Raw genomic sequence first — 25,480 nt, 5'->3', positions numbered from 1 at the left:
TGGCTCGTCGCACAGTACAACGTCCGGGCCACCGGACACGTCGCGAAGCCATGACGCGATCTGCCTGTCGAGTCGAGGTTCGCAAGCGAGTGCGCCGCGCGTCGGCTGGCCAAAGGGCGAGCAGCTGTTCTGCCTGGGGACCATTGCCCGCCAACCGAACTCACGGTCCCGGCGTCTGCGCGGGGTGTCCGCACCCTGCGGTTCGCCGTGGACGACGAACACCCGTCGCGGCGGAGTTGCGAACCCGGACGCCGAAAACGTTGACGTACCGTTCGCCGGCGGCGATCGATCGGCCGGGGTACCGGCACTTGGTAGCCGGTGACGATGATCGTGGTGCGCGGGTTCGGAGCGGATCCCCTGAGGTGGTGCAGGATTCGGCCACCAGCCCGCGGAACCCGTCGCGGACCAACCGGGGCAGGTCACCGGTGTGAGGTCATGGCCACAGTCTCCCAGAGTCGCCGGGGGCGACGTTCGAACCGCCCGGTCAGGTCGCCAAGCTACTGTCCGTCTGCCAGCCCGGCCAGCAATAGGGCCTCGGCGACGGCGGCGCGCTCCAAGACACCAAGGTGCAGGCTCTCGTTGACGCTATGTGCCTGCGTCGCAGGGTCTTCCACGCCCGTCACCAGAATCTTCGCCGAGGGGAACGCGGCCGCGAACTCGGCGATGAACGGTATCGAACCGCCGACTCCGGTGTGGACCGGTGCGGCGCCCCACGCCTCCCGGAAGGCGGTACGGGCGGCGTCGTAGACCGGACCGCTGGCGTCGATCGCATACGGCTGGCCGAGGTCGCCGGGTGTGACGGTCACCTGCGCGCCCCACGGCGCGTGCTGCTCGAGGTGCCGCGTCAACGCCGCCAGGTGCTCCGCAGCGTCGCCACCAGGAGCGACGCGCATGCTGACCTTCGCGCGCGCCCGTGGGATCAAGGTGTTCGACGACTTGTCGATCGGCGTGGTGTCGATACCGATGACGGTGATCGCCGGCTTGGCCCACAGCCGTTGCGGCGCTGAGCCGCAGCCGATCTCGCAGACACCGGGCAGCAACCCCGTCTCCTCACGGATCCGCTCGGGTGGATAGTCGACGTCGGCGACGCTGGCTTCGTGCAGACCCGCCACCGCGACATTGCCGTCGTCGTCGTGCAGGCTGGCCAGAAGCCGCACCAGGGCACTCACCGCGTCGGGCACGACGCCTCCCCACAACCCGGAGTGCAGCCCGTGATCCAGCGTTGCGACCTCGACGACGCAGTCGGCCAGTCCGCGCAGCGACACCGTCAGTGACGGCACCTCCGTGCTCCAGTTGTCTGAGTCGGCGATGACGATGACGTCGGCGGCCAGCGTGTCGCGATGCGCGGCCAGCAGCCGCGACAGCGACGGCGAACCGGACTCCTCCTCCCCCTCGACGAATACCGTGACGCCGACGGGAGGATTTGCCCCGTGCGCCCGGAAGGCCGCCAAATGCGTTGCAATGCCTGCCTTGTCGTCGGCAGTACCGCGGCCGTAGAGGCGTCCGTCGCGCTCGGTGGGCTCGAACGGCGGCGAATTCCACTGCGTCGGGTCGCCCTCGGGCTGCACATCGTGGTGGGCGTACAGCAACACCGTCGGCGCACCTGGCGGCGCGGGATGGCGGGCGATGACGGCGGGTGCGCCGCCTTCGCTGACGGTCTGCACGTCGCCGAAGCCCGCGTCGGCCAACAGCTTCGCCACCATATCGGCGCTGCGCCCTACTTCTCCGCGGCGCGCCGGATCGGCCCACACCGACTCGACCCGCACCAGGTCTTCCAGATCACGCCGCACGGACGGCAACACCTCGCGCGCCCGCTGCGCCAGATCGCTCATGACGTCGAGGCTAGCGCCATCGTTTCCGCCCCGTCGAGGCACCGTGAGCGTGCGTAAAGTGCCGAGAAAGCTCGGCATGTCGTGAACAAACACGCACTGTCGCGCAACAAACCAACGCTCAGCGCTCCTCGAGGATGGCGACCGCAGCCGCCGTGTCGGCCTCGTGCGTCAACGACAGGTGAATTGTCACATTCTTCAGATGCTCGGCGATCGCCCCGGACAGGCGCACCTTGGGCCTGCCCCACATATCGGTGATGACCTCGATGTCGCGGTGGATGCCCTCGGGCAGCACCGGGCGTCGGGCGAAGCGGGACCCCGACCAGGCCTTGATCACGGCCTCCTTCGCCGCCCAGCGTGCGGCGAGATGCCGCGCCGCCGACGAGCTCTTGTCGGCGGCGTCGCGGCGCTCACCGGGCGTGAACGTCTCGGCGAAAACCGTCCCAGGCTGGTCCACCTGCTCGGCGAACTCGGGTATGGAGACCAAGTCGATCCCCACCCCCACTATCGCCATGGGCGAAACGCTATCTCAAGCTCCCCGCTCTTCGCGCAAGCGCTCATCGCCCGCGTTGCGCGCGCACATACACGTCGTCGTCGCCGAGCCGTGCCGCCGCATCGAGAAGCATCTCGGCTTCCTGCGGCTTCTCCGGGGCGTCGTGGTTGAACCGGCGGTCGGCCGGCTTCTCGTACATCGGCTTACCGCCGGCGATCGCCGACGCGAGCCGGTGTTGCCCCGCCAGCACCCGGTCGTCGGCGCGCTGTTTGTACTCGGCGCGTTGCGTCGGGCTGAGCGCGGCGAGGAACGCCTGCGGATGCACCAGCGCGATCAGACCGGATACGTGACCGAAGCCCAGGCTGGTGATCAGCCCCGCTTTGAGCGGGAACTTCTCGCCGAACTTCAGCGTGTCGCGCACCCACACGAAGTGCGCCGAGCCCGCCAATTCGTCGTCGACGCAATCCAGGCTGCGGTTCGGCGGGATGACGCCGTCGCGCAGGATTTGGCAGAGCCCCAGCATCTGGAACGCCGCCGCGCCGCCCTTGGAGTGACCGGTCAGGCTCTTCTGCGACACCACGAACAGTGGTGCACCTTCGGACCTGCCCAACGCATCGGCCAGCCGCTCGTGCAGTTCGGTCTCGTTGGGATCGTTGGCCAGCGTCGAGGTGTCGTGCTTGGACACCACTGCGATGTCGTCGGCCCCGACCCCGAGCCTGGCCAGCGAGCGCGCCAGCTGCGACTCGCGACCACCGCGTCCCGCGCCCAGCGCGCCGAGGCCCGGAGCCGGGATCGAGGTGTGCACACCATCGCCGAACGACGACACGTAACCGACCACCGCGAGCACGGGCAGCCCCATGTTGAGCGCGAGGTCACCGCGGGCCAGCAGGATGGTCCCACCGCCTTGGCCCTCGACGAACCCGAGCCGGCGACGATCGTTGGCACGCGAGAACTTCGAGTCACTGATGCCCTTGGCGCGCATCATCTCGGTGTCCGCGGTCGCGGCCATGTCACCGAAGCCGATGACCGCCTCGAGCGTCGTGTCGTCGTATCCGCCGGCGACCACGAACTCGGCCTTGCCCAACCGGATCTTGTCGACACCCTCCTCCACCGAGATGGCTGCCGTCGCGCATGCGCCGACCGGGTGGATCATCGCGCCGTAGCTGCCGACATAGGACTGGACGACGTGCCCGGCGATGACGTTCGGCAGCACCTCCTGCAGGATGTCGTTCGGCTTGTTCTGGCCGAGCAGGTTGCCGTGGTACATGGTCTGCATCGAGGTCATTCCACCCATGCCGGTGCCCTGGGTACTGGCCACCAGGCTCGGGTGCACCCACCGCATGAGCTCGTTCGGGCTGAAGCCCGCCGACAGGAACGCGTCGACCGTGGTGACGAGGTTCCACAGCGCCAACCGGTCGATCGAGTTGCTCATGTCCTGCGAAACCCCGTACACCCTCGGATCGAATCCGGTGGGGATCTGCGCACCGACGGTGCGCGACAGCTTGACCTTGCGCGGCACCCGAACCTCGGTGCCCGCCTTACGGGTGACCTGCCAGTCGCCGCCTTCCGGCGCCGGGGCGATCACCGTGTGTTCCGGGTCGAACTGCAGGAACCCGCGGGCTTCGGCTTCCGACGACACGACGAACGTGAAGTCCTTGTCGAGGAATACCGAAAACAGAAGGGGCGACGCGTGATCGGGGTCGATCGCACCGTCGTCGACCCACTCGCGGATACCGACCCGCTCGATGACGGCGTCGTGGTAACGCTCCACCAGCTCGCCCTCGTCGACCAGCTCGCCGGTCTGCGTGTCGTACCAGCCCGGCGTGGGATCGTCCTCCCACTTGACCAGTCCGGTCGTCCACGCCAGCTCGAGCACGCCGGCCGCCGACAACTCGTTGTCGACCTCCATCTCGAACCGGGTGCGCGACGAGCCGTACGGCCCAAGTTCGGCGCCGCCGACGATCACCACCATGTCGGCCGGGTCGATGTCGAGGTCGGCCCAGTCCGGCGGTGGCGCGGACTTGTAGCCCCGCGGCGGCGACGGCAGCGCGCGCACGGTGCCCTCGGCGTCGGGCTCCTCGGCCCGGCTCTCGGTCACCATCTCTTCGCGTGCCTTGGCCGCCAGCTCGGCCATGTCGATGTCGGCCTCGGCCAGGCCGCCGGTGAAGTCCGCCTGCAGCGGCGCTCGCGCGGCGGCCACCTTGGACTCGATGTCACACAGCCCCAGCAGCATGGCCGCCATCTCGTCGGTCGTGTACGTGCGGACCCCGGCTTCTTCGACCGCGCCGACCATCGCGTCGTTGTGCCCCATCAGACCCGTGCCCTTGGTCCAGCCGATCAGCGCGTGCGCCAGCGAAACCCGCTGCGCCCACGACGATTCGGCCTTCCACCGGGACACCACCGCGTCGAGCGCCGACTTGGCCTCACCGTAGGCGCCGTCACCGCCGAACATGCCACGGTTCGGTGAGCCGGGCAGCACGACGTGCAGGCGCGCGGCGATATCGCGCTCGGCGCCGATGTGTGAGAGCCCGCCGATCAGCCGTTGCACGGCCCACAGCAGCACCTTCATCTCCATCTCTGCGCGCGACCCGGCGTCGGACAGGTCGCCGGCGACCCGCGGCGCCGCGAACGGGAACAGCAGCGTCGGGGTCTGGGCATCCTTGAGGTGAATCGACTGCGGCCCAAGGCTTTCGGTCTGCTCGGTACCGACCCACTGAACCAGTGCGTCGATATCGGTGTAGGACGCCATGTTGGCGGGCACCACCCATAACTTGGCGTCCCAGCGGGCGTTGTCGCGGTAGAGGTTGCGGTAGAACGCCAACCGGTCGTCGTCGAGCTTGGACGTCGTCGCGATGACCGTCGCGCCACCGTCGAGCAACTGCGCGACCACCGACGCGGCGATCGAACCCTTCGAGGCGCCGGTGACGACGGCGACCTCGTCGCTGTAGCGGCCGGTGCCCGGGTTCTCCGCGCCCGCCGCGGCTCGGCCGTACAGCGAGGCGTGGATGTTGCGCCCCGCCGCCAACGCCCTGCCCTGCCACCATGTGGCCTGCGTGCCGACCACGTGACCGGCGCCCTCGAATCGCGTCGAGAGCCGCTGCCAGTCGTGGTCGATCTCGTCCTCGCCGGACAGCCACAGCCGGGCCAGGTCCTCGCGGGCGCTGGCCCAGCGGTCGTCGAAGAGCACCGCTTTGCGGCCGTCGAACGCAGGTGCCACCAAACGTGGCCAGTCCGAACCCAATTCGGCGGTGACGAGGTCGATGAGCTCAGCATCGCTGGCTTCCGGGACCGGGATGGGCGTGTCGAGTCCGAGCTGCCCCAGGATCATCCGGGCCGCCGATGCGAGCACGCCGTCGCGACCCGTGACCCGCTCGGCGAACTCGGTCAGCGCGGCGGAATCCACCACACCGCCACTGGCGCCCGCCGCCGACGGCAGCGAGACCGCAACGCCGCGCCGGGCCGCCACCGCGGCGACCGCGCCGTCGATGACCTTGTCGACGGTCGCCGCGTCGGCCAGCGCTCCGTCGTGCAACCCGCCCAGATCACCACCGCGCACGCTGGCCCCTTCACGGGTGCCCAGCGCGACCTCGACGGTGACGTGCTTGGCCCAACCCGCACCCAGCTCCCAGGTCTTGGCGACCCGCTCGGCGATGTAGCCCGGCCGCTTACCAGACGGCCCGAACACGGTGCGCAACTGGTCGTTCACCGCGTCGGAGAGCACGGGGCCGAACGGTTTGTAGGTCCTGGCCAGCTTGGTGACCTGCCCTTTGAGTCCGGCCAGGTCGGCCTCGCCCGCACCGTCGATGGCGCCGAGGTCGAGCTCGGAGCCGAGATCGACCAGCAGCTGGTTGCGTCGCGATGACGCTCCGTCGGTGATCGACTCGATGGAGTCCAGCGGCTCGATCTGGTCGATGCGCATCTTGGCCGCCAGCGCTATCAACGCCATCGTCGCGTCGGCGGCGTCGAACGTCAGGTCCTCCGGGCGGGGGCCGCCCGTCGGCGCGGCGAGCGCCGGTGCGGGCACGGCCGGGGCAGCCGCCTCGACGGCTGAGGTCACGTCAGGCTCCGGAGCGGAAGCCGGCACGTCGTCGAGTTCGGGCTCCGGGTCGGAGTCGGTCGCGAACAGCACCGCCGCGTCCCGCTCAGAGTTCAGCACTTCCGTTGTGCTGTGCGAATATTCGGGCAGCTTCAGCGTGTTGGCCGCCAGGCCCGCAACGGTCGGCGCGGACTTCACACCGATCTCGACGAAGCGCTCGATCCCGAGCCCCCCGGCGGCCTCCTCGATGAACAGCAGATCCTGCGTCTCGATCCAGCGCACCGGGCTGGCGAACTGCCACGCCAGCAGTTCGATGACGATCTTGCGGCATAGCTCGGCGGGCCGCTCACTGCGCCACGTGTCGTAGTCGGCGAGGATCTCGTCGAGCGGTTCGGCGGGCACCAGATCCCGGATCTCCTGGACGAAGTCGCGATCGAGCGTGAACGGCCGCGGCACCAGGTTCGGGATGTACTTGCCGATGAGCAGGTCAGGGTCCTGATCGCGGGGCATGACGCGCTCGAGGGAGCGGCGGAAGTCGGCGACACCGACCCGCAGCACCGACGAGTGGAACGGCACGTCGATACCCGGAACAAGAATGAAGGAGCGCTTGCCCCCGGTGATCTCGCGACGTCGCTCGACCTCCTCCTCCAGCGCTTCCAACCCACGCACGGTGCCCGCGATCGCATACTGCGAGCCGCGCAGGTTGAAGTTCACGATCTCCAAGAACTCTCCAGTATTCGCCGCAATCTCGGCGACGAACTGTTTGACGTCGGCGTCGTCGAGGTCGATCTGCGACGGCCGGATCGCGGCCAGCCGGTAGTTCGAGCGGCCGAGATGATCACGTGGCACGATGTCGTGCATCTTGCTGCCGCGGTGGAACACCACCTCCAGCAGCGCCTCGAGTTCGTAGACACCGCTGACACAGGCGAGCGCGGTGTACTCGCCGACGGAGTGACCGCAGGCGATCGCGCCCTCGACGAATGCGCCCTGCTCACGCATCTCGGCGACCTGCGCGGTGGCCACGGTCGCCATCGCGACCTGCGTGAACTGCGTCAGGAACAGCACACCGTCGGGATGGTGGTAATGCACACCGCTGGCGATCAGGCTGGTCGGGTTGTCGCGCACCACGTGCAGCACCGAGAAGCCCAACGTGTCGCGGGTGAACTTGTCGGCGGTGTCCCACACCTTGCGCGCCGCCTTCGACCGGGCACGCACCTCCATGCCCATGCCCTTGTGCTGGATTCCCTGACCGGGGAACGCGTACACGGTCTTCGGCGCTGCCAACTGCGCGGTACCCGACATCACGAGTTCACCGGAAACCTTGGCGGTCACCTCGAGAATCTCTGCGCCGCGGTCGATTCCGACGCGGTCGACGCGGAAGTCGATGTCGTCGCCCGGAAGCACCATGCCCAGGAACCGAGACGTCCAGCCGACCACCCGCGCAGGCGGTGCTGGCTTGCCGTCGGTCGCGGTGACGACGTGCTGCGCAGCGGCCGACAGCCACATGCCATGCGCGATGGGCGATTTCAGCCCGGCCAGTAGCGCGGCTGCGCGATCGGTGTGAATCGGGTTGTAATCCCCGGAGACGACGGCGAACGCGCTCATGTCGGTGGGTGCGGTGACCGTGACGTCGCGGCGACGACGACGCTGCGTCTCGGTGGCGTTGTCGGTGACCGCGCCGCCCGCGCGGGGCGGATCGCTCAATTCCGCCGCACCGGTGCGACCGCGGATCGCGAAGCGTTCCTCGAGCGTGGCCAGCAGGGCGCCGTCGGCATCGCGAATCTGCACCGACACGGGTACCACGCGGCCGTATTCGGTGTCGCTGGCCGTCGAAGCCGTTGCAGTGACGGTCAATTCGGCTCGGGTCTTGGGCATCTGCGTCAGCAGATGCGCGGCGTGGTCAAGGTGCACCAGGCTCAGCAGGCCCTCGACGACAGGCAAGCCGTCCTCGGTGACGGCCGCGCCGATCGCCGCGAAGACCGCGGGCCAGCAGTGCCCGACGAGCGCGTCGGGCACCAGGGTGAGACCGGGCGCGAGCGGTGCGCCGAGGGCTGCGGTGACACCGGTGTGATCGGCGACCCGTTCGGGATCCCAGTCGGCGGTGACCGTCGCGGTGTTGTCGTGCACCGGCGGCAAATCGTCGGGTCCGCCCGAACTTTCGATGCCGGCGGCGATCGCCAACACGGAACGCATTGCGGCCGAGGCGTCTTCGACAGTCACCACCGGCATTCCACCGTCCACGGTGCACGTCGGCAGCGTGAAGGGGATGTCGATCCAGATGTCGGACAGCGGAACGCTCAGCGTCACGCGGTCGTCGTCGAGCTCCAGACGAGCGCCCGTCGAGGGGTGGGTGGCGTTACGGTTTTCGTTGGCCTGCCACTCGTCGGGGGCACCGATCCGGTGCACCGGGTTGATCGCGACGCGGCCGGCCCACAGCACGTCGGGCGAGTCCAGCACCACTGCGAGCGGCCCCGTGACGTCGGCGCGGGCCTGGCGCCGTGACACCACCGGCACCGGATTGCCGTTGCTGGCCAGTACCTCGTCGATCGCGGCCTGTTCGAAGCGGTCGAGAAGCTCACCGACCGGCTCGTCGACCCGGGTGATACCGGCCACCGCCTGGGTGCCGGGGATGATGCACACCGCATCGGCGGCGTAGCGGGCGTCGTGGGCCTGCCACAGCGAATCGCTGCGCCACCACCGCCGCACGTCCTTGTCGATGACCGGAACGAAGTTGACCGGCTTGCCCGGCGTCTTGCAGAGCGTGACGAACCAGGGCACATCGGCCGGGTGCAGCCGCAGCATCTCGGCCTCCGGATAGCACGCCAGCAGCGTGGCGATCGCCTGGTCCGGATCGTCGAACAGCCCAGGATCGTCGAACAGCGTCGTGATCGGGCCGGAGTCCTGCGGGTGTAGCCGGGCCTCGGCGCGGTGCAGCATGTCGGCGAACCGGTCACGCCAGGTGTCGGCGAGCCAGGGAGTGCCCGGCAGCTTGGTGTCGGCGGTGCTGTCGCCGTCGCCGATGGCCAACTCCACATAGCGTGCCAACCACCGCCGGTAGGTCATCTCCCCGACGTCGCCGAAGTACGGCTTGCAGGTGGTGGCCATCGCCGCGATGATCTCGTCGCGCCGGTCCGCCACGGCCTCGGCGTCGCCGGCGACCTCGTCGAGCAGCCTGCCGCACCGCGATGCGGCGTTGTCGATCTCGTGGATGTCGGCGCCGAGCTGGCTGCGGCTGGAAGCCATGCCGCCCTGGGCTTTCCCAGCGCTGATCCAGCGGTCGGTTCCGGACGTCTCGACGAGCATCTGCTTGACGGCCGGCGAGGTGGTCGCCTCCAGCGTCGCCATCGCCGCAGTGCCGACGAGGATGCCGTCGACCGGCATGGCCGGGAAGCCGTATTCGGTGGCCCAGTGCCCGGACAGGTACTCGGCCGCCCGCTCGGGGGTGCCGATGCCGCCGCCGACGCAGACCGTGATGTTCGGCAGCTTGCGCAACTCCCCGTAGGTGCTCAGCAGCAGGTCGTCGAGGTCTTCCCAAGAGTGGTGACCGCCCGCGCGGCCACCCTCGATGTGCACGATGAGATCCTTGCCGGGTACCTCTGCAGCGATCTTGATGACGGACTTGATCTGGTCGATCGTGCCCGGTTTGAAGACCACATGCTTGATGCCGACGGTGTTGAGCTCATCGATCAGCTCGACCGCTTCTTCGAGGTCGGGGATGCCCGCGGAAACGACGACCCCGTCGATCGGCGCGCCGGACTGACGAGCCCGCTGCACCAGGCGTTTCCCGCCCAGCTGCAGTTTCCACAGATAGGGGTCGAGGAACAGGGAGTTGAACTGCACCGCGCGACCCGGCTCGAGCAACGTGCTCAGCTCCGCGATGCGCTCGGTGAAGATCTCCTCGGTGACCTGGCCACCGCCGGCGAGTTCGGCCCAGTGACCGGCGTTGGCAGCGGCCGCGACGATCTTGGCGTCGACGGTCGTCGGGGTCATGCCCGCGAGCAGGATCGGCGAGCGCCCGGTCAGCCGGGTGAATTTCGTCGACAGCTTCACCGAGCCGTCGGGTAGCGCAACGGTGGTCGGCGCATAGCTCGACCACGCCGGCGGCACTTCGGGTTCCGCGCCGACCGTGAACAGATTGCGTTGTCCGACGCGCGTGGCGGCCGGCACGATGCCCACACCCAGCCCTCGGATGATCGGTGCGGTCAGCCGTGTCACGGTGTCGCTCGGACCGAGGTCGACGATCCACTTGGCGCCGGCCTCGTGTAGCCGCTCCACCTCACCGACCCAGTCGATCGGGCGCACGAAGATCGCCTCGGTCATCTCGTGGGCGAGGTCGGGGTCGATACCGCACCTGGCGGCCCAGGTGTCGACCACCTCGACACCGCCGGCGAGGCGCGGCGTGTGGAAACCGACCTCTACCTGCACCCCGTGAAAGGCCGGGCGGAACACACTGCCGCCGCGAACCTTGTTCTTGCGCTCGGCCTCCTCCTTCTCGGTGATCTTCGAGCAGTAGAGCTCGAACCGGCCCAGCTGCTCGGGGGTGCCGGTGATGACGACCGAACGCCTGCCGTTGCGGATCGACAGCACCGGCGGCAGGACGGTGCGCACGTCTTGGGAGAACTCTTCAAGCAATTCGGCGATGCGGTCCGGATCGACGTTGGTCACCGAGACCATCGGCGACTTGTCGCCGCGGCCGACCATGCCGCGACGCCGGGAGACCAATGACCCGGCGGCGCCGATCAGCTGCAGCAGCGCCAGCAGTTCGGCGTCCTTGGCGCCGCGCGAGCGCAGCGACTCGCAGGCGATGATGCCCTGTGAGTGCCCGGCCATCGCGACCGGCGGGGCGCCGTACAGGTCCAACCCCTGGCGGATCGCGGCACGGATCGCGGCCATCTGTGCGAGCAGGATGCCCGGACCCGAGATTGCGGCGGTGATGAGCTGTTTGGTGGCGGGCAGGGGCTCGTCGGCGGCCAGCGCCCGGACCCAGTGCAGAGGTTCGAAGCCGATCGGGCGCACCACCACGAGCTCGCGCGCGACGGGCTCGAGAAGCAGTGCGGCCTCCCCGACCACCTCGCTGAGTTCCGACTCGATGCCGGCCGAGCCGACCAACTCCTCCAGGTTCTCCAGCCACGAGCCGCCCTGGCCGCCGAACGCCACGGCATAGGGCTCACCGGAGTTCAGCCGATCGACGAGGGCCTGGGCACCGACATGGGCGGCCCCCGTGGTGCGGTCAGCGGACACCCGGTGCTGCTCGTTGATCGTCACGTCCTGCTATCTCCCTCTGTCCCGCCTCATGTGCATCGTCGGTTGACACCTCGAAAGCTCCGAGGCTCCCTGGGGCCTCATCCTGCGGCGCTACGCGATTCACCATCGAATCCCGCTGGTCCGGCCGGGCAGTCCGGCTACCCTCGCAGACCACCTTCCGCGCACTCCAGCCGTACTAAGAGTGTCATAAGAACAAGACCCCTCTTGGCGGTCGAAACGGTTACTGACGAGTTCTACGCTCGGGTAACCGCTCGATGGATAACACGCAGTTCGACAACCGCCGGAGACATTCGGGACAAAGGTGCTGCATGCAGGCGGTTACGGCCGAGTAGGCAGAACTGTGCTGATCACGGCAGTTTTGTTATCAAATCGTTATGCAGGATTTTTCGATACCTCTCACCAGCCACGTCGCTGCGCAGCAACGAGACACCCGGGTACCATCTGTCTTCTCGAAGCCCTCGGCCGACGAGAGATGTTTGCTGCACCTACTTACCGATCGGTAAGGTTTAGGCCCCGCTGTCCGTAATCGGGCTCGAGGATGTGGTTGATGTCCACGCCGACACCGACGGAACGCGTGACGATCTCGACGTGATGCAGATGCGCGTCCGGGCAGCGCCGTCGGCGCGGGCCACGCCGGCGTTCTGGGCGCGCCTCGGTGAGCGAACTCACCGACCCGGAATTGGCGCCGGTCACCCGACGTCCGGAACCATGGAAAAGTCAGACTTATCAACCACCAGCGGGAAAGGTTCGGTGTGCGTCCCTGGATCGTGTGGGCCACCGGACTCTTCGCCTACATCGTCGCAGTTCTCGACCGCACCACGTTGGGCGTCTCCGGCCTCGATGCGGCAGAGCGGTTCCAAGCCAGCCCAAGCGTGCTGTCGACGTTCGTCGTGCTGCAGGTCGTCGTCTACGCCGGTGCGCAGGTGCCCGCCGGGCTGCTGCTGGACCGCTTCGGCTCCAAGAGGCTGATTCTCGCCGGCGCCGTGCTGATGGCGGCGGGCCAACTCGCGCTCGCGTTCACCGAGTCGCTGCCGACCGCTATCGGCGCGCGGGCGCTGCTCGGCTTGGGCGATGCCGTCACGTTCATTTCGGTCCTGCGACTGGTTCCGCACTGGTTCAGCCCTCGACAAGTTCCGTTGGTCACGCAATTGACCGGGATTTGCGGACAACTCGGCCAGGTGCTCTCGGCGATTCCGTTCTTCGCCGTTCTCAACGCCTGGGGTTGGACGCCGGCGTACGTGTCGGTGGCGGCCCTGGGCGTCTTATCGATTCTCCTGACGTCGCTGTTGGTAAGGAACGCGCCGCACGGCGACGCCGTCGAGATCGAGACCGTCTCCGTGCGCGAAACGCTGGCCAGCGTCAAAACCGTCTGGCTGCGACCCGGCACCAGGCTCGGATTCTTCACCCATATGGGCACCCAGTTCTCGGTGACGGTGTTCGCGCTGATGTGGGGTGTCCCGTACCTGACCAACGCCCACGGGCTCCCGCCCCGCGTGGCAGGGATGTTGTTGACCGTATCGGTGGTGGCCGCCATCTCGGCGGGCGTGCTGATCGGCATCTTCACCGGACGGCGGCCGCACCGGCGGTCATGGCTGGTCCTGGCGATCATCGCCGGCAACGCGTTGGTGTGGACCGTCGTGTTGGCGTTGCCCGGGCCGGCGCCGCTGTGGCTGCTGGTGGTGTTGATCGTCGTGATCTCGGTTGGGGGTCCCGGGTCGATGGTCGGCTTCGACTTCGCGCGGACCTTCAACCCCAGTGCGACGCTGGGCACCGCCTCTGGCCTGGTCAACATGGGTGGCTTCATCGCCTCGTTGTTGGTGATGCAGGCGATGGGTGTCATCCTCGACGCCGCCGGCGAAATCTCCTTCGACTCGTTCCGGGTGGCCTGGACCGTGCAGTATGCGGTCTGGGTCCTGGCGGTGACCGGCATCCTCATCACCCGGCGCAAAGCGCGCAAGCTGATGCGGGTCGAGCAGGAACGAATGCTGTTGGAAGGGCTGGACACCCGCCCAGCCGAGCGCGGCTGGGGCATCGACGTCAGCGACCGCGGGCCGTCACGCGACGGTTGGCCTTCTTGATCGCCGAGACCAACTCGTCTTTGTTCATCGTCGATCGGCCCGAGACATCTAGCCGCCGAGCGACCTCCATGAGGTGTTTCTTCGACGCGTTGGCGTCGACGCCCTCGGCGGTCTTGCCCTTGGCGTTGGGGCCTCCGCTACGCGCGCGCTGATCGCTCGGCCCCTTCTTGCCCTTGGGTTCCCAGTGGTCCCCAACCTTCTCGTAACTGTGCTTGAGCGCGCTGTAGGCGACGCGGTGCGCGCGCTCGCCATCGCCGTACTCTTTGGCTGCGGCGTCGTGGGCCTTGGCGAAGGTCCGTTGCGCCTTGGCGTCCGACTTCTGCAGCGTGCTCGGCAGTTCGCTCTTGCGGGCACTGCCACTCTTGGTTGTCTTCGGCATGCCAACGGCGTACCCGGGTCGTGAAGGGCCGAAACGGCTCGGTAGCTGTGACTTCGTTGTCGGCGACGGTCGTAGGAGGCGCAGTGCCAAGATACGAGTGTGACCGTCGAGGAGCCTTCCGCCGTGGCCGTGGTGCTCGCGGCGGGCATGGGGGCCAGAGTCGGCGCCGACGGCAACAAGGCCTATCTCCCGGTGGCTGGTCGACCGATGGTCGCCTGGTCGCTGGAAACCGTAAGCCAAGTGCCGGGTATCGAGCGAGTCGTGCTGGTCTATCGGCAGGGTGAGCTGGGACTGGCCGGCGACATGGTCGCCCGCGAACTGCCAACGGCCCGTGTGGAGTTCGTGGAGGGTGGCGAAAGCCGGCACGGTTCCGAACTCAACGTGCTGCGCCACCTCGAGCCCGACATCGAGTCCGGCGGCATCGACGTCGTGCTCATCCACGACGGCGCGCGCCCGGTGGCCGGCCCGAAGATGTTCGCCCGCGCACTAACAGCCGCCCGTGAGTTCGGTGGTGCCGTACCGGCGTTGCCGCTTCCGAACGTCGTCACCACCGGGCTACAGGAACCGGCCGCGGCCTCCACGCTCGTTCGGGTGCAGACACCGCAAGCCTTCCGGGCCGCGCCGCTACTCGACGCCTACCGCAGCGCGGATCGCCACGGATTCGAAGGCACCGATACGTCGTCGTGCATCGAGGCGTTCACCGATGTTGCCGTGCACACGTTCCCGGGCGAGATGCACAACATCAAAGTGACCTACGCCCGCGACATCGCGATCGCCGAACACCTCCTGGCGACCCTCAGGGCCGCCGGCGACTCGCGATGACCGCCTCGAGGTACGGGGCATCGTGCGGCAGGTCGACGGCGATGGCCTCCGGGTCGCCGTCGACCGTGGAGATCGGAACGGCCGCGCGGATCGCCTCGACGGCCTCATCGAACTTTTCAGCATCGAACTTTTCAGCATCAAACTTTTCAGCATCGAACTTTCCGGCGTCGGACTCGCCGGCCGACTCGGTGAGCAACCGGGCAAGGAGGTCGGCGGCGAACCCGCGTGGGTACTGCACGCTCTGAAGGGCCGACCGATCCAGTGACGCGACGACCACACCGCGCCCGTCGACGGCTTTCACGCTGTCGGTGACCGCCAGCACCGGCAGCACCACGGGCGTTGCCCCCGTGAGGCGCTCGACGACCCGATCCCGGACCTCCGCCGAGGTCAGCGGTTGGCGAACGTCGTAGACGAGCACGAACCGAGCCGAAACCGGCGCGCTACCAACCTGTTCGAGCGCGGCCGCCAGGCACTGCGCCCGGGTGGCCGGCCCGCCGACCACCGCGACGCCTACCGCACCCAATCCTTCATTCGCGAGGTGTTCGCTGACGTCACCGGCGAACCGTTCGGCGACCGCCACGCTGAGCGCGGTCGGATCGACAACGGCGGCCAGGGCGCCACGCACGACACGCACCAGGGGCGACTGACCCGCGAGCGGTTCCAACGCCGCCGCAACGCGTTCCGGGAACGGCAACGGCAGGATCGCCGCGACGCGTTGACCGCGAGACGCCGTCACTACACGGGGTCGAAGGCGTTGATCAGCCAGCGGCCGTCGGACTTGGTCATGCCGACCTTGACCGCACTCGCGGCGAACGCCCCGTCCGGGTTCTCCTTGCTGACAGTCGTCTGGTTGACGAACACCAACACCACCGCGGAATCGGGATGCATTTCTGCCACGCCGGCCTGCACGACCGCCGCGTTGGTCTTGACCTGCTTCTCCTTGACCGCCGGGGTCACGATCTGCTCGGTGAACTGGGTGTAGTAAGTGAGGAAGTCGCCCGTCAGATGCGACTTCGCCGTCCTGAAATCCTGTTCCATGGTTTCCGGGGCGTACGACAACAGCGCCACCGTGCCCGTTTTCGCCGCCTCCAACGCGACGTTCTGCGCGTCACCGTTGGTTTGCTGATCGACCCGGTACTGGAAGAAGTACAACCACGCCGCGACACCCGCCGAGGCCACGAGCAGTAGCGTCAGCAGGATGGCGCCGAGATACTTTCCGAGACCTCGCCTCCCCTTGGCGCTGCTCTCGGCGCTGCTGTCGGGGTCGGCCTCGGAGGTCGGTTCCTCGACTGCCGTCGATTCCGGTTCGACCGCCGTCGTCCCCGGTTCGTCGGCGGCCACGGACGCCACCTGCGCCTCCTGGGTGGCCTCGTCGGTGTTGGCTTCGAAACTCACGGTACGAACTCGACTTTCGACATCTTGATCTGATCACCCTCCCGGACCAGGTCCACCATCAGCCGCCATGAGCGCGGTTCCTGATTGGCGCCTGCGGTGTTGGTAACCCGCGAGGTGGCCGACACCAGCGCGGTGGCGTTGTTGTCGGTCACCGACTTCAGCGAGGCGACGTTGACCGTGACCTCGGTGATCACCTTGGAGTCCTTGGCGACCTGAGTGAAGTCCTCGGCCTGCGCCTCGAAATCCTGCCTGAACTGGCCCGTCGAGTTCTCGATGATGCGCTGCACGTCTTCCTGGGCGTTGTTGAAGTTCAGCGACATCAACGTCACGACGCTCTGCCGTGCGGCCGCGGTGAACTCCGCGGTGCGCTGTTGCTCGTGTTGCGCCAACCGGTGTTGCCACACCATGTACCCGCTCGCGGCGAGGAACGCCAGGGTCAGGACGATCGCGAAGACCGCAGCGACGATCTTCCACCTGATCCGCGGCATCCGGCGGCGCTTCGGCGGCGCCCCCGTTTCGTCGGCGTCGTCGGTCGCCGCGGGGTCGCCGGATTCCGGTTCGGTGTCCTCGGCCGGTTCGGCGACATTGTCGGTCACCGGTTCGGACGGCCGTTCGGAGGCCCGCGTCTCGGCGGCCTGCCTGCGAAGGCGAAGGGCTTTGGCGCGAGCGCGCGCGGCGGCGGCGAGCGCCTCCGCCTCCGCCGCTTCGGCCTCCGCCTCCTCGGCGAGGGCCAAGGCCTCGTCCGAGTCCGCTGACCGCTGCTCAGGGTCATCCTGCGGCGGCTGTGCGACGCTGTCCGCGTCGATCACCGACTCGCGGCGCCTGAAAGACGGCACAGCGACCTCCTTGTCTTCTGTCATGCACTGCTCGTGAGAATGCCGTTATCCACTTTGAGTAATCGCCGCGACGATACCTGCGTCAAGCTGCGCCCGGCAAACGTCGGTTTCCTGCGGAAATGCTATTTACACGCTGTGCCCGTGCTCAGCTCTGAGTGTTCACGAGGCGGTCCTTCATCACCTTGCCGGTGGCGTTCAACGGCAGGCTGTCGAGGAACTCTACAGAGCGTGGCACCTTGAAGCCCGCCATTCGCTCGCGGCTCCACGAAATGAGGTCCTCACCCGTGACGTCGTCGTAATCGGCATTGCGCACGACGAACGCCTTCCCGACCTGACCCATCCGGTCGTCCGGCACTCCGATCACCGCGGCCTGGGCCACCGCGGGATGTTCGAGCAGGAACCCCTCGATCTCCGCGGGATAGGCGTTGAAGCCACCGACTATGAACATGTCCTTCTTGCGGCCCACGATCCGCAGCCGTCCCGACTCGGTGAACTCGCCGAGATCACCGGTGTGCAGGAAGCCGTCGGCGTCGATGGCATCGGCCGTCGCGGCGGGGTCGTCGAGGTAACCCTGCATGACGTTGTAGCCGCGCACCAGTACCTCGCCGTCGGCGGCGATGCGGACCTCCACGTCTTCGCAGGGCAGCCCGGCCGTGGTCGCGACGTCCTCGGGAGTGTCGCCGGGACGCGATAGCGTCACATTGCCGGCCTCGGTGAGCCCGTAGCCCGTCATCAAACTCTGAAACGGCAACTCGTCGCGGATGCGGCGGATCAACTCCACCGGGATGTCGGCTGCGCCGGTCACCCCCGCGCGCAGGGTCGAGAGCCTGCCCTTGTCGGCGACGCTCAGCAGCGAGTGGTACAGCGTGGGCGGGCCGGGCAGCATCGTGATGCGTTCGCGCTCAACAAGATCGACGACCCGACCGACGTCGAACGCGGCCACCGGAAGCATGGTGGCGCCCCGTAGGAAGCATGCGATGAGCCCGGCCTTGAGCCCGAACGTGTGGAAGTACGGGTTGATCATCAGGTAGCGGTCGCCCTCGCGGAGATCCGCGAGCGTTGCCCACTCCTCGTACGCCCGAAGCGTTTGGCGGTGGTTCATCATCGCGCCCTTGGGCCTACCGGTGGTACCGGAGGTGAAGATGACGTCGGCGATGTCGGTGCCGTCGACCTCCCGTTCGAAGGGCGACCCGCTCGACAGGAAGTCCGACCCCAGGTCGATCACGGGCGGCGGCTCACTCGACTTTGAAGGCGGTAGGGCGTAGTCCAGCCCGAGGAAACCCTTCTGCACCAGCACGGCTTTGGCGCCGCTGCGGCCGATGACGTCGGCCGCCTCCTCCGGTTTGAACCGCGTGTTGACGGGGACGAGCACGCCGCCGGCCACCAGCAGACCGAAGGCCGCGACGATCCAGTCGGCGGAGTTCGGCGCCCAGATCGCGGCCCGATCGCCTTTCGCGAGCCCGTAATCAGCGAAAGCTCCTGCGGCGCAACGTATTCGCTGCACCAGCTCCGCAAAGGACAAGCGCAGCGGACCGTCGACGACAGCTTCCGCGTCGCCGAAACGGTCCGCCGCGTTCAAGACCAACTCGGGGATGGTCTCCCAGCGTTGCGTCACACCGTGACGAGACGACCCAGGTTGCCGCCCATGATCTTCGCCTGATCCTCGACCGAAAGGTGTTCGAGCGCGGTCACGTAGTGGGTCGGCTCCGCCAGGCCCTCGGGGTGCGGCCAGTCGGAGCCGTAGAGCACCTGGTCCACGCCGATGAGGTTGATCAGGTCGTCGATGCCCTCCTCGTAGAACGGGCTGACGTAAATGCGGTTCTTGATCTCCTCGATCGGGTTGCCCAGGAAGGCCTCGGGGGCCTTCTTCCAGACCTCGGCCATGGAGTCCAGCAGCGGGAACATCCATTTGGACCCGGCCTCGACGATGCCGACCTTGAGCTTCGGGTGCCGGAACAGCGCACCGTGAATCACCCACGAGGCCACCGCATCCTGGATTGGGCGCCACTCGTTGAGGATGGACATCGCGTTGGTCTGGAACGGCAGCATCTCCTGGGCGGCACCGTCCCACTCGGAGGTGTAACGCGAGTAGCCGCTGTCCGACGAGTGCATGCCGACGAACACGTCGTACTCGACGCACTTCTCCCAGAACGGATCGAACTCGGGCAGCGCGAACGAGCGGGGACCGCGGAACCCGGGCACCGGCGCGGGACGGATCAGGATGGCGCGGGCGCCACGCTTGACCGCCCAGTCCAGTTCCTCGATCGCCTTCTCCACGATCGGCAGCGTGATCACCGGGGTGGTGAAGATGCGGTTCTGGTAGTTGAAGCCCCACACCTCGTCGAGCCACTGGTTCAGCGAGTGGATGATGACGTGGATCGCGACCGGGTCGTCGCGCAGCCGCTCCTCGATGAGGCTGGCCAGCGTCGGGAACATCAGCGAGCGGTCGACGCCCAGCTCGTCCATCAACTCCAGGCGCGGGGCGGGTTCGAAGAACGCCGGAATCGACCGCATCGGCTCGCCGAACAGCTCGCGCTTACTCTTGCCGTCCGGGTTGCCGAACTTGAAGTACTCCTCCCAGGCGCCCGGCTTGGCGACCACGGAGAACGTCGGGTTCGGGATGTAGTTGCTGATCTGCCCCTTGATGGCGATCTTCGTGCGCCCGTTGACCTCGACGTATTGGACGATGTCCTGGTACTCCTTGGGCAGGTACTTGGTCATCGCCTCCGGCGGCTCGTACAGGTGGTTGTCCGCGTCGAACAGCGGGAACGGGATGTCGACCCGATGTGACAGTTGCCCCATGGAACACTCCTTTTCATCTCGGGAGAATCCTATTCTCATAGGACTCCGGTTGGCAACGTGCCTCTCCCCTATGCGACGGGCATTCGCGAGAGTTGCACCAGGGCTGTCGGGCAACCTCAGATCACGACCCTGGTGTACGTCTCGCGAGGGCAGCGGTGCTGTCCTGACGCAGCTGTTCGCGCACGCGGAACTTCTGCACCTTGCCGCTCGCCGTCCGCGGATAGTCCTGCCCCTCGGGAACCTCGTGCAGTTCCTCGGGCCACTTCTGGATCGCCACACCCGCTTGTTTGAAGTGGGCGCGCACCTCCTCGAGCGTCGGCATGACGTAGCCCGCTCGGACGCGCAACACTGCGGCCGCCCGCTCGCCGAGCCGGTCGTCGGTCGCGGCCACCACGACGGCTTCGGCCACGCTGGGCATACCGAGCAGCACCTCTTCGACTTCGAGCGCGGAGATGTTCTCGCCGCCGCGGATGATCACGTCGGTCTTGCGGTCGGTGATGGTGAGGTAGCCGTCGTCGTCGAGCACACCGATGTCGCCGGTGTGATACCAACCCTCGTCGTCGAACGCGCGCTTGGTGAGCTCGTCGTCGGTGTACCCCAGGCACAGATCGGGTCCGCGCGAGAGGATTTCACCGTCTTCGGTCAGCTTGATCTCGACGCCGGGGCGTAAATCGCCATCGGTGTAGAGCCGTTTGTCCTCCGGTGCCGTCGGCCGCGAGCCCGTGATGGACGGATGCTCGGTGCTCCCGTAGGACCGAAATACGAAGAAGCCCAAGTCGGCAAGCCGGCGCGTCACCGCCGCGGGAACGGTGGACCCACCGAGCCCGACGGTGGTGAAGCGCGACCGATGCGCGTCCGTGCAGTCGGGGTGATCGAGCAGGCTGGTGACGAAGTACGGCGGCCCGCCCCCGACCGACATGCCCTCGGTCTCCATGAGTTTGAGTACCTTGCCCGGATCCCACACATCGCACAGATCGATCGCCGCACCCTCGAGCACCGGAATGAGAAACGCGCCGACCATGCCGATGAAGTGCCCGACCGGCGCCGCGGTGAGCTGCCTGCCGCGGTCCCTCGGGTAATTCTCCAACAACTGCTTGGTTTCGAAACCCAGCGTCTGATGGCTGTGCACAACACCTTTCGGGTTGCTCGTGGTCCCCGAGGTGAACGCGATCAGCGCCGGGCCGGCCGGATCGGTCGCCAGCGTTCCCGCCATCGGTTCGTCATCGAGAAGCTCATCGAAACTGTGGACATGCTCCTCGCGCAAGCGCTCGTCGGCCCCCACCAGGGCGACGATCGGGACGTCGGCGGCCAGGTCTGGCGCAAACGTCATCCGGCCGAAGTCCCGCGCGGTGATGAAAACCTTCGGCCGCGCGGTCGACAGAATGTGGCCGAGTTCCCTGCGGCCGTAGAAGTGCACGATCGGTACGACGACCGCACCCAGGAACGTGGACGCCCAGAACGCGACCGCGGCCTCCATCCAGTTGGGCAACTGCAGCGCCACCACGTCGCCGGGCCCGACCCCGCGCCTGTGCAGACCTGCAGCCAGTCGCCGGGCCCGCAGTTCGACATCGGCGAACGTGCCGGTGTACGGGCGGGCGTCGGAGTGCACCCAGAAGCCGGCCTCCGGGTTGGCGGCGAGGTTTCGCGCCAGCAGTTCACCGAGAGTGTCGGGCGTCCACCAACCTTCTTCCTCGTAGCGTCTGGTCAACTCGACCGGGATTTTGCGCATGGACTCCCCACACTCGGACGGCACCTCCGACTCGAGGCGATGCTATTCTCTGAATCCGAGAATGCCAATATCGCAAATGGAGAACGCTTGATGGTCGACCTCGAGTTGGACGACGGCTTGGCGGTCATCACCATCGACCGGCCGGAGGCGCGCAATGCGATCGCACCGGAGACCATGGAGCAGTTGGATGCCGCGCTCGACGGGGCGGAGGGCGCGACGGCGCTCGTCATCAAGGGCGCGGGTGACCGGGCGTTCGTGTCGGGTGGTGACCTCAAACAGCTCGCGGCGCTGCGCACCGAGGCCGACGCCGCCGCCATGGCCAGGCGGATGCGTGCGGTGTGCGACCGCATCGCGACGTTCGCCAGTGTCACCGTCGCGGTGCTCAACGGCCATGCGCTCGGCGGAGGGGCCGAGTTCGCGGTGGCGGCCGACATCCGCCTGGCCGCCGCCGACATCAAGATCGGCTTCAACCAGGTGTCGCTCGAGATCATGCCCGCGTGGGGCGGTGCGGAGCGCCTGGCCGAACTGGTCGGTTACAGCAGGGCGCTGCTGCTGGCCGGCACCGGCACCATCCTTCCGGCCATCGAGGCCGAACGTGTCGGGCTGATCGACCGGGTGCTGCCGCGGGAGTCGTTCGACGACGACTGGCGCGCGATCGCCCGCAAGCTCGCCCACCGGCCGGCCGGCGAGATCAAGCGCGTGATGAAGGGCGCCTCCACCGACGAGGCCGTCGACGCGTTCGCGCGGCTGTGGGTGTCCGACGAGCACTGGGCCGCCGCCGAGAAGGCGATGAACCGCTCCAAGTAATCGAACCGCGCGTCAACTGTTGCGGCCGCTGAGGGCGTCGCGTAGCCGGTCGACCAAACCCGCCCCGGGCCCCAGGATCCTGTTGGCCGGCGGACGGTCGGGCGCCATGGGGTGCGGGCGGGTCGGCGCCATCTTCTTCGCGGTCTCGAACTTCTCACCGAGCTCTTGCAACTCTGCGCTGTCGCACGCCTGCCGCAGCTTGGGCAGCAGATTTTCTTCCTCATCCTCGATGTGGTGGCGGATGTCGTCGATCAGCTTGTCGACCAGCTCGTCGAACTTGGGGTCCTCCGTGTTGCACTTCTCGATTTCGTTCATCACCTCTTCGGCCTTGGAGTGCTCCTCGATTTCGTGCTCGACGATCTCATCGCCGTTCTCCAAGACCCGCCGAGCCGCGGGGTACACGTACTGTTCTTCACTCACGGCGTGGCGGACGATCCCGGCGATCACATGCTCGACGAGATCACGCCGATGCTGCGCGGCGCCTTCGTGCTTCTCGAGCTCTTTGAACACGTCTTCGAATTCGTGGTGATCGCTGACGATTTTGTCGACGACGTCATGACGCTGGGCTGGGGTCATCGTTCCTCCTCGGTGTGCTCTCCCCCGGCTACCCGACGTCTCGACGGCGAAACGAGCTGTCGCAGCCGGACCCGCCGCGAACGCGTGGAGGTCGCGGCGCCTAACCGAGTACGCGGATCGGGTCGCTGCCGTCCCAGTTCGCGGCGGCGTCGCGCACGAATGCGGCCATCCCGCTCGTGATTTCCGTGAGCTCCATGATCTCGATGATCTGCGCGACGTGGGCTTGGCCGGCAGGCGGTTCGACGTAGGCGAAGCGGGTGCCGACATCCTCGCCGCCTGCCCAGACGACCGGCCAGGCCGCCTGCGCGACGGCCTGCATGGTGGCGTCGAAGTCGGTTGCCCAGTATGCGAACTGATGAAATCCCTCGCCCCCGGCAGCGAGAAATTCGGTGAAGATGCTCGGCGCCTCGCTGTCCTGCTGGATCAGTTCGATCTGCATGTCGCCGCTGTTGCTCAGCGCCAGCGACTGGGTGATCTCACACGGCTCGCCGCGATACCGCGCGGTCAGCGTCAGGTTCCGCATCACGAACCACGGGCCGACGCCGAGTTCGAGCCAGCTCGCGATCGCCCGGTCGATGTCGGTCACGACGTAGCCGATCTGGCGGATCGGCCCCGGCAGAATGGTCATGACACGCCTGGGCCGGGTTCCGGATCGGCTGCCTCCCGGACGTCGAGCCTGCCGTCGCGAAGCACCACCGCCCGCATGTCAGCCTTTCCTTTTGGCGGCGAAATCGGTTGAGGCCGCGCTGATCATCTCGACCAGCGTGCGGCGGTCAATCGTCCACACCTGCGATGCGACGGCGCGGTTGTCATCGCCGACGACGTAGGTGGGTCCGTTGCCGATGTTCGCGATGATCTCGGCGGCGACGTCCTCGGAGCGCATCTGCGTGTGCGGGTCGTATTCGACGCCCATCCGCGCGAGCGCCGGCGTGTAGGTCATGCCGAGCGGCGTGCAGCACACGTCCACGCCGTGCGGGCGCAACTCCGCCCACAGCCCCTCGGCGAACGTGTGCTGGAACGCCTTGACCGCCGAGTACACCGCGAGCGTGGCCGACCCGGCCAGGCACGCCAGCGACGCGACGATCACGATGCCGCCGTGACCGCGGCCGCACATCGGCGGTCCGAAGTGACGGGCGAGCGCCGTCGGCCCGATGCAGTCCAGCGCGATCTGGTTGAGCGAGTAGTCGAGTTCGTTCTCGAGGAAGGTCGCGGTGCGGTCGGAGGCGCCCGCGTTGTAGACGAGCAACCCCACGTCGAGGCCGTCGGTGGCCGCCGCGACCCTCGTGACCATGTCCGGCACGGTCAGGTCCTGAACGAGTGTGTGCACCTGCACGCCGTACCGATCACGCGCCGCGGTCGCCACCTGGTCGAGCAGCGTGCCGTTTCGCGCGATCAACACGAGATTGAGCCCGTGCGAGGCCAATTGGTCGGCTACGGCGGCGCCGATACCCTCCGACGCCCCGGCAATCACCGCCCATGGTCCGTACCGGGCGGTGAACTCCGCCGTCACTGCGCCACGCCGGCCGCGCTCATCACCCGGGCGATGTTCGTCGTGCGCTTGGCGATCCGCCAGCCCTCCGCGGTGCGGGTGAGTTCGTCGTCGTAGTGACCGAGCGCATCGATCCAGCTTCCGGCGTCGCCCGGCACGGCCATCAGCACGGCGTGTACGTAGGACCGTGCCGTCGCCCGGTCGGCCCGGACGTCGACGACGATGTTGGAGATGCGGTGATACGTCTGGCCCATGCCGCCGTGGATCTGCTCCATCAGCGTGGTGAAGGCGTCGGCGTCGGTGAAGGTCCCCAGGTCGCCGTAGTCGATGTCGACCTCGTCGGTCCAGCACGTGCGAAACAGCCCCCAGTCCTTGGCGTCTATCCCGGTCGCGTAGCGAATCAACACCTCGGCGATCTGCACTTTGTCGGCGTCCACAACCGGGAGGCTAGCAGGCAACGGGCTCCTTGCGACCCGGGTTCTCTCTGGACGAGAACGTCATTTCCGGTTATGGTCGGCCGGTGCCGACACAGCAAGTGGCGCTCGCGCCCGAAATCTCGACCTGGCCCGACGACAACCCACAGCTCATCGGAAGCCGGTGCGGCGCATGCGGCGCCACCACATTCCCCGTCCAGCAGCGCTGCCCCAGGTGCAGCGCCGGTGAGATGTCCGAACTCAAGCTGCCCCGGCGCGGCACGCTGGTGGCGTGGACGACGCAGGGCTTTCCGCCCGGCCCTCCCTACAAGGGCCCGACCGGGGACGACTTCGTGCCGTTCGGCGTCGGGCTCGTCCAGCTCGAGGACGTCATCCGCGTCGAGGGCCGGCTCACCGAGAACGACCCCGCCAAGCTCGAGTTCGGCATGGAGGTCGAGCTGACGATGGTGCCGCTCACCACCGACGACGACGGCAACGAGGTCGTCACCTTCGCCTTCAAGCCCGTCTAGA

General features: G+C 67.6%; 19 protein-coding genes. 4 read left to right on the top strand and 15 right to left on the bottom strand.

The window, feature by feature from the left end; all coding sequences use genetic code 11:
- Positions 1–497 precede the first annotated feature (497 nt).
- The 4 genes from QGN32_RS19995 to QGN32_RS19980 all read right to left on the bottom strand — a co-directional run bounded on the left by QGN32_RS19995 (position 498) and on the right by QGN32_RS19980 (position 12,316).
- Positions 498–1,832 (bottom strand): dipeptidase, encoded by a 1,335-nt coding sequence (locus QGN32_RS19995; protein ID WP_326546005.1) that lies wholly within the window; start codon positions 1,830–1,832, stop codon positions 498–500.
- Positions 1,833–1,950: 118 nt separating this feature from the next.
- Entirely contained in the window at positions 1,951–2,343 is a 393-nt protein-coding gene (gene acpS / locus QGN32_RS19990; RefSeq protein ID WP_067083573.1) for a holo-ACP synthase AcpS, read from the bottom strand.
- A gap of 43 nt (positions 2,344–2,386) precedes the next feature.
- Positions 2,387–11,623 carry a polyketide synthase gene (locus QGN32_RS19985; RefSeq protein WP_326546004.1) on the bottom strand — a complete coding sequence of 3,079 codons (9,237 nt, stop codon included), beginning with the start codon at positions 11,621–11,623 and terminating at the stop codon, positions 2,387–2,389.
- A 489-nt stretch (positions 11,624–12,112) separates the two neighbouring features.
- Positions 12,113–12,316 carry a hypothetical protein gene (locus QGN32_RS19980; protein WP_326549247.1) on the bottom strand — a complete coding sequence of 68 codons (204 nt, stop codon included), beginning with the start codon at positions 12,314–12,316 and terminating at the stop codon, positions 12,113–12,115.
- 59 nt (positions 12,317–12,375) lie between these two features.
- Here QGN32_RS19980 and QGN32_RS19975 point away from each other — a divergent pair, with 59 nt between their 5' ends.
- Positions 12,376–13,701, top strand: a complete 1,326-nt coding sequence (locus QGN32_RS19975) for an MFS transporter (RefSeq protein ID WP_326546003.1) — start codon at positions 12,376–12,378, stop codon at positions 13,699–13,701.
- On the opposite strand, the gene QGN32_RS19970 is transcribed toward QGN32_RS19975, so the two are convergent.
- Positions 13,661–14,080 (bottom strand): ChaB family protein, encoded by a 420-nt coding sequence (locus QGN32_RS19970; RefSeq protein ID WP_326546002.1) that lies wholly within the window; start codon positions 14,078–14,080, stop codon positions 13,661–13,663. The genes QGN32_RS19975 and QGN32_RS19970 overlap by 41 nt on opposite strands.
- A gap of 147 nt (positions 14,081–14,227) precedes the next feature.
- Here QGN32_RS19970 and QGN32_RS19965 point away from each other — a divergent pair, with 147 nt between their 5' ends.
- Entirely contained in the window at positions 14,228–14,902 is a 675-nt protein-coding gene (locus QGN32_RS19965) for an IspD/TarI family cytidylyltransferase (protein WP_326549171.1), read from the top strand.
- On the opposite strand, the gene QGN32_RS19960 is transcribed toward QGN32_RS19965, so the two are convergent.
- The 6 genes from QGN32_RS19960 to QGN32_RS19935 all read right to left on the bottom strand — a co-directional run bounded on the left by QGN32_RS19960 (position 14,877) and on the right by QGN32_RS19935 (position 21,664).
- On the bottom strand, positions 14,877–15,638 hold the full coding sequence (locus tag QGN32_RS19960; RefSeq protein WP_326546001.1) for an IspD/TarI family cytidylyltransferase: 762 nt from the start codon (positions 15,636–15,638) through the stop codon (positions 14,877–14,879). The two genes, QGN32_RS19965 and QGN32_RS19960, sit on opposite strands and share 26 nt — an antisense overlap.
- Positions 15,638–16,297 (bottom strand): Rv1363c family protein, encoded by a 660-nt coding sequence (locus tag QGN32_RS19955; RefSeq protein ID WP_326546000.1) that lies wholly within the window; start codon positions 16,295–16,297, stop codon positions 15,638–15,640. Before QGN32_RS19955 ends, QGN32_RS19960 begins: the two co-directional genes overlap by 1 nt.
- Positions 16,294–17,133 (bottom strand): Rv1363c family protein, encoded by an 840-nt coding sequence (locus QGN32_RS19950; protein ID WP_442791853.1) that lies wholly within the window; start codon positions 17,131–17,133, stop codon positions 16,294–16,296. Before QGN32_RS19950 ends, QGN32_RS19955 begins: the two co-directional genes overlap by 4 nt.
- Before the next feature lie 145 nt (positions 17,134–17,278).
- Positions 17,279–18,748, bottom strand: a complete 1,470-nt coding sequence (locus QGN32_RS19945) for a FadD3 family acyl-CoA ligase (protein WP_326545998.1) — start codon at positions 18,746–18,748, stop codon at positions 17,279–17,281.
- Positions 18,745–19,935, bottom strand: a complete 1,191-nt coding sequence (locus QGN32_RS19940; protein WP_326545997.1) for an amidohydrolase family protein — start codon at positions 19,933–19,935, stop codon at positions 18,745–18,747. The genes QGN32_RS19945 and QGN32_RS19940 overlap by 4 nt, the downstream gene beginning before the upstream one ends.
- A 121-nt stretch (positions 19,936–20,056) precedes the next feature.
- The gene (locus QGN32_RS19935; RefSeq protein WP_326545996.1) at positions 20,057–21,664 is read right to left on the bottom strand and encodes an AMP-binding protein; all 1,608 of its coding nucleotides are present in this window, start codon (positions 21,662–21,664) and stop codon (positions 20,057–20,059) included.
- A gap of 90 nt (positions 21,665–21,754) precedes the next feature.
- Here QGN32_RS19935 and QGN32_RS19930 point away from each other — a divergent pair, with 90 nt between their 5' ends.
- Positions 21,755–22,471 carry an enoyl-CoA hydratase/isomerase family protein gene (locus tag QGN32_RS19930; RefSeq protein ID WP_326545995.1) on the top strand — a complete coding sequence of 239 codons (717 nt, stop codon included), beginning with the start codon at positions 21,755–21,757 and terminating at the stop codon, positions 22,469–22,471.
- Positions 22,472–22,483: 12 nt separating this feature from the next.
- Here the strand turns inward: QGN32_RS19930 and QGN32_RS19925 are convergent, their stop codons facing one another.
- From QGN32_RS19925 to QGN32_RS19910, 4 genes are all read right to left on the bottom strand, one after another.
- Positions 22,484–23,047, bottom strand: a complete 564-nt coding sequence (locus QGN32_RS19925) for a hemerythrin domain-containing protein (protein ID WP_326545994.1) — start codon at positions 23,045–23,047, stop codon at positions 22,484–22,486.
- Positions 23,048–23,147: 100 nt separating this feature from the next.
- Complete coding sequence (locus tag QGN32_RS19920) at positions 23,148–23,675, bottom strand: VOC family protein (protein ID WP_326545993.1); 528 nt, start codon at positions 23,673–23,675, stop codon at positions 23,148–23,150.
- Positions 23,676–23,753: 78 nt separating this feature from the next.
- Positions 23,754–24,557: an SDR family NAD(P)-dependent oxidoreductase gene (locus QGN32_RS19915; protein ID WP_326545992.1), complete on the bottom strand. Its 804-nt coding sequence runs from the start codon at positions 24,555–24,557 to the stop codon at positions 23,754–23,756.
- A complete protein-coding gene (locus QGN32_RS19910; RefSeq protein ID WP_326545991.1) occupies positions 24,554–24,973 on the bottom strand; it encodes a nuclear transport factor 2 family protein in 420 nt (139 codons plus the stop codon). The genes QGN32_RS19915 and QGN32_RS19910 overlap by 4 nt, the downstream gene beginning before the upstream one ends.
- A gap of 83 nt (positions 24,974–25,056) precedes the next feature.
- Here QGN32_RS19910 and QGN32_RS19905 point away from each other — a divergent pair, with 83 nt between their 5' ends.
- Positions 25,057–25,479 (top strand): Zn-ribbon domain-containing OB-fold protein, encoded by a 423-nt coding sequence (locus tag QGN32_RS19905; RefSeq protein ID WP_326545990.1) that lies wholly within the window; start codon positions 25,057–25,059, stop codon positions 25,477–25,479.
- Position 25,480 lies beyond the last annotated feature (1 nt).

This window comes from Mycolicibacterium sp. ND9-15, from assembly GCF_035918395.1.
Lineage (GTDB): Bacteria > Actinomycetota > Actinomycetes > Mycobacteriales > Mycobacteriaceae > Mycobacterium.
The sequence above is the reverse complement of the archived record's forward strand: the minus strand, read 5'-3'. Positions and strand labels throughout refer to the sequence as shown.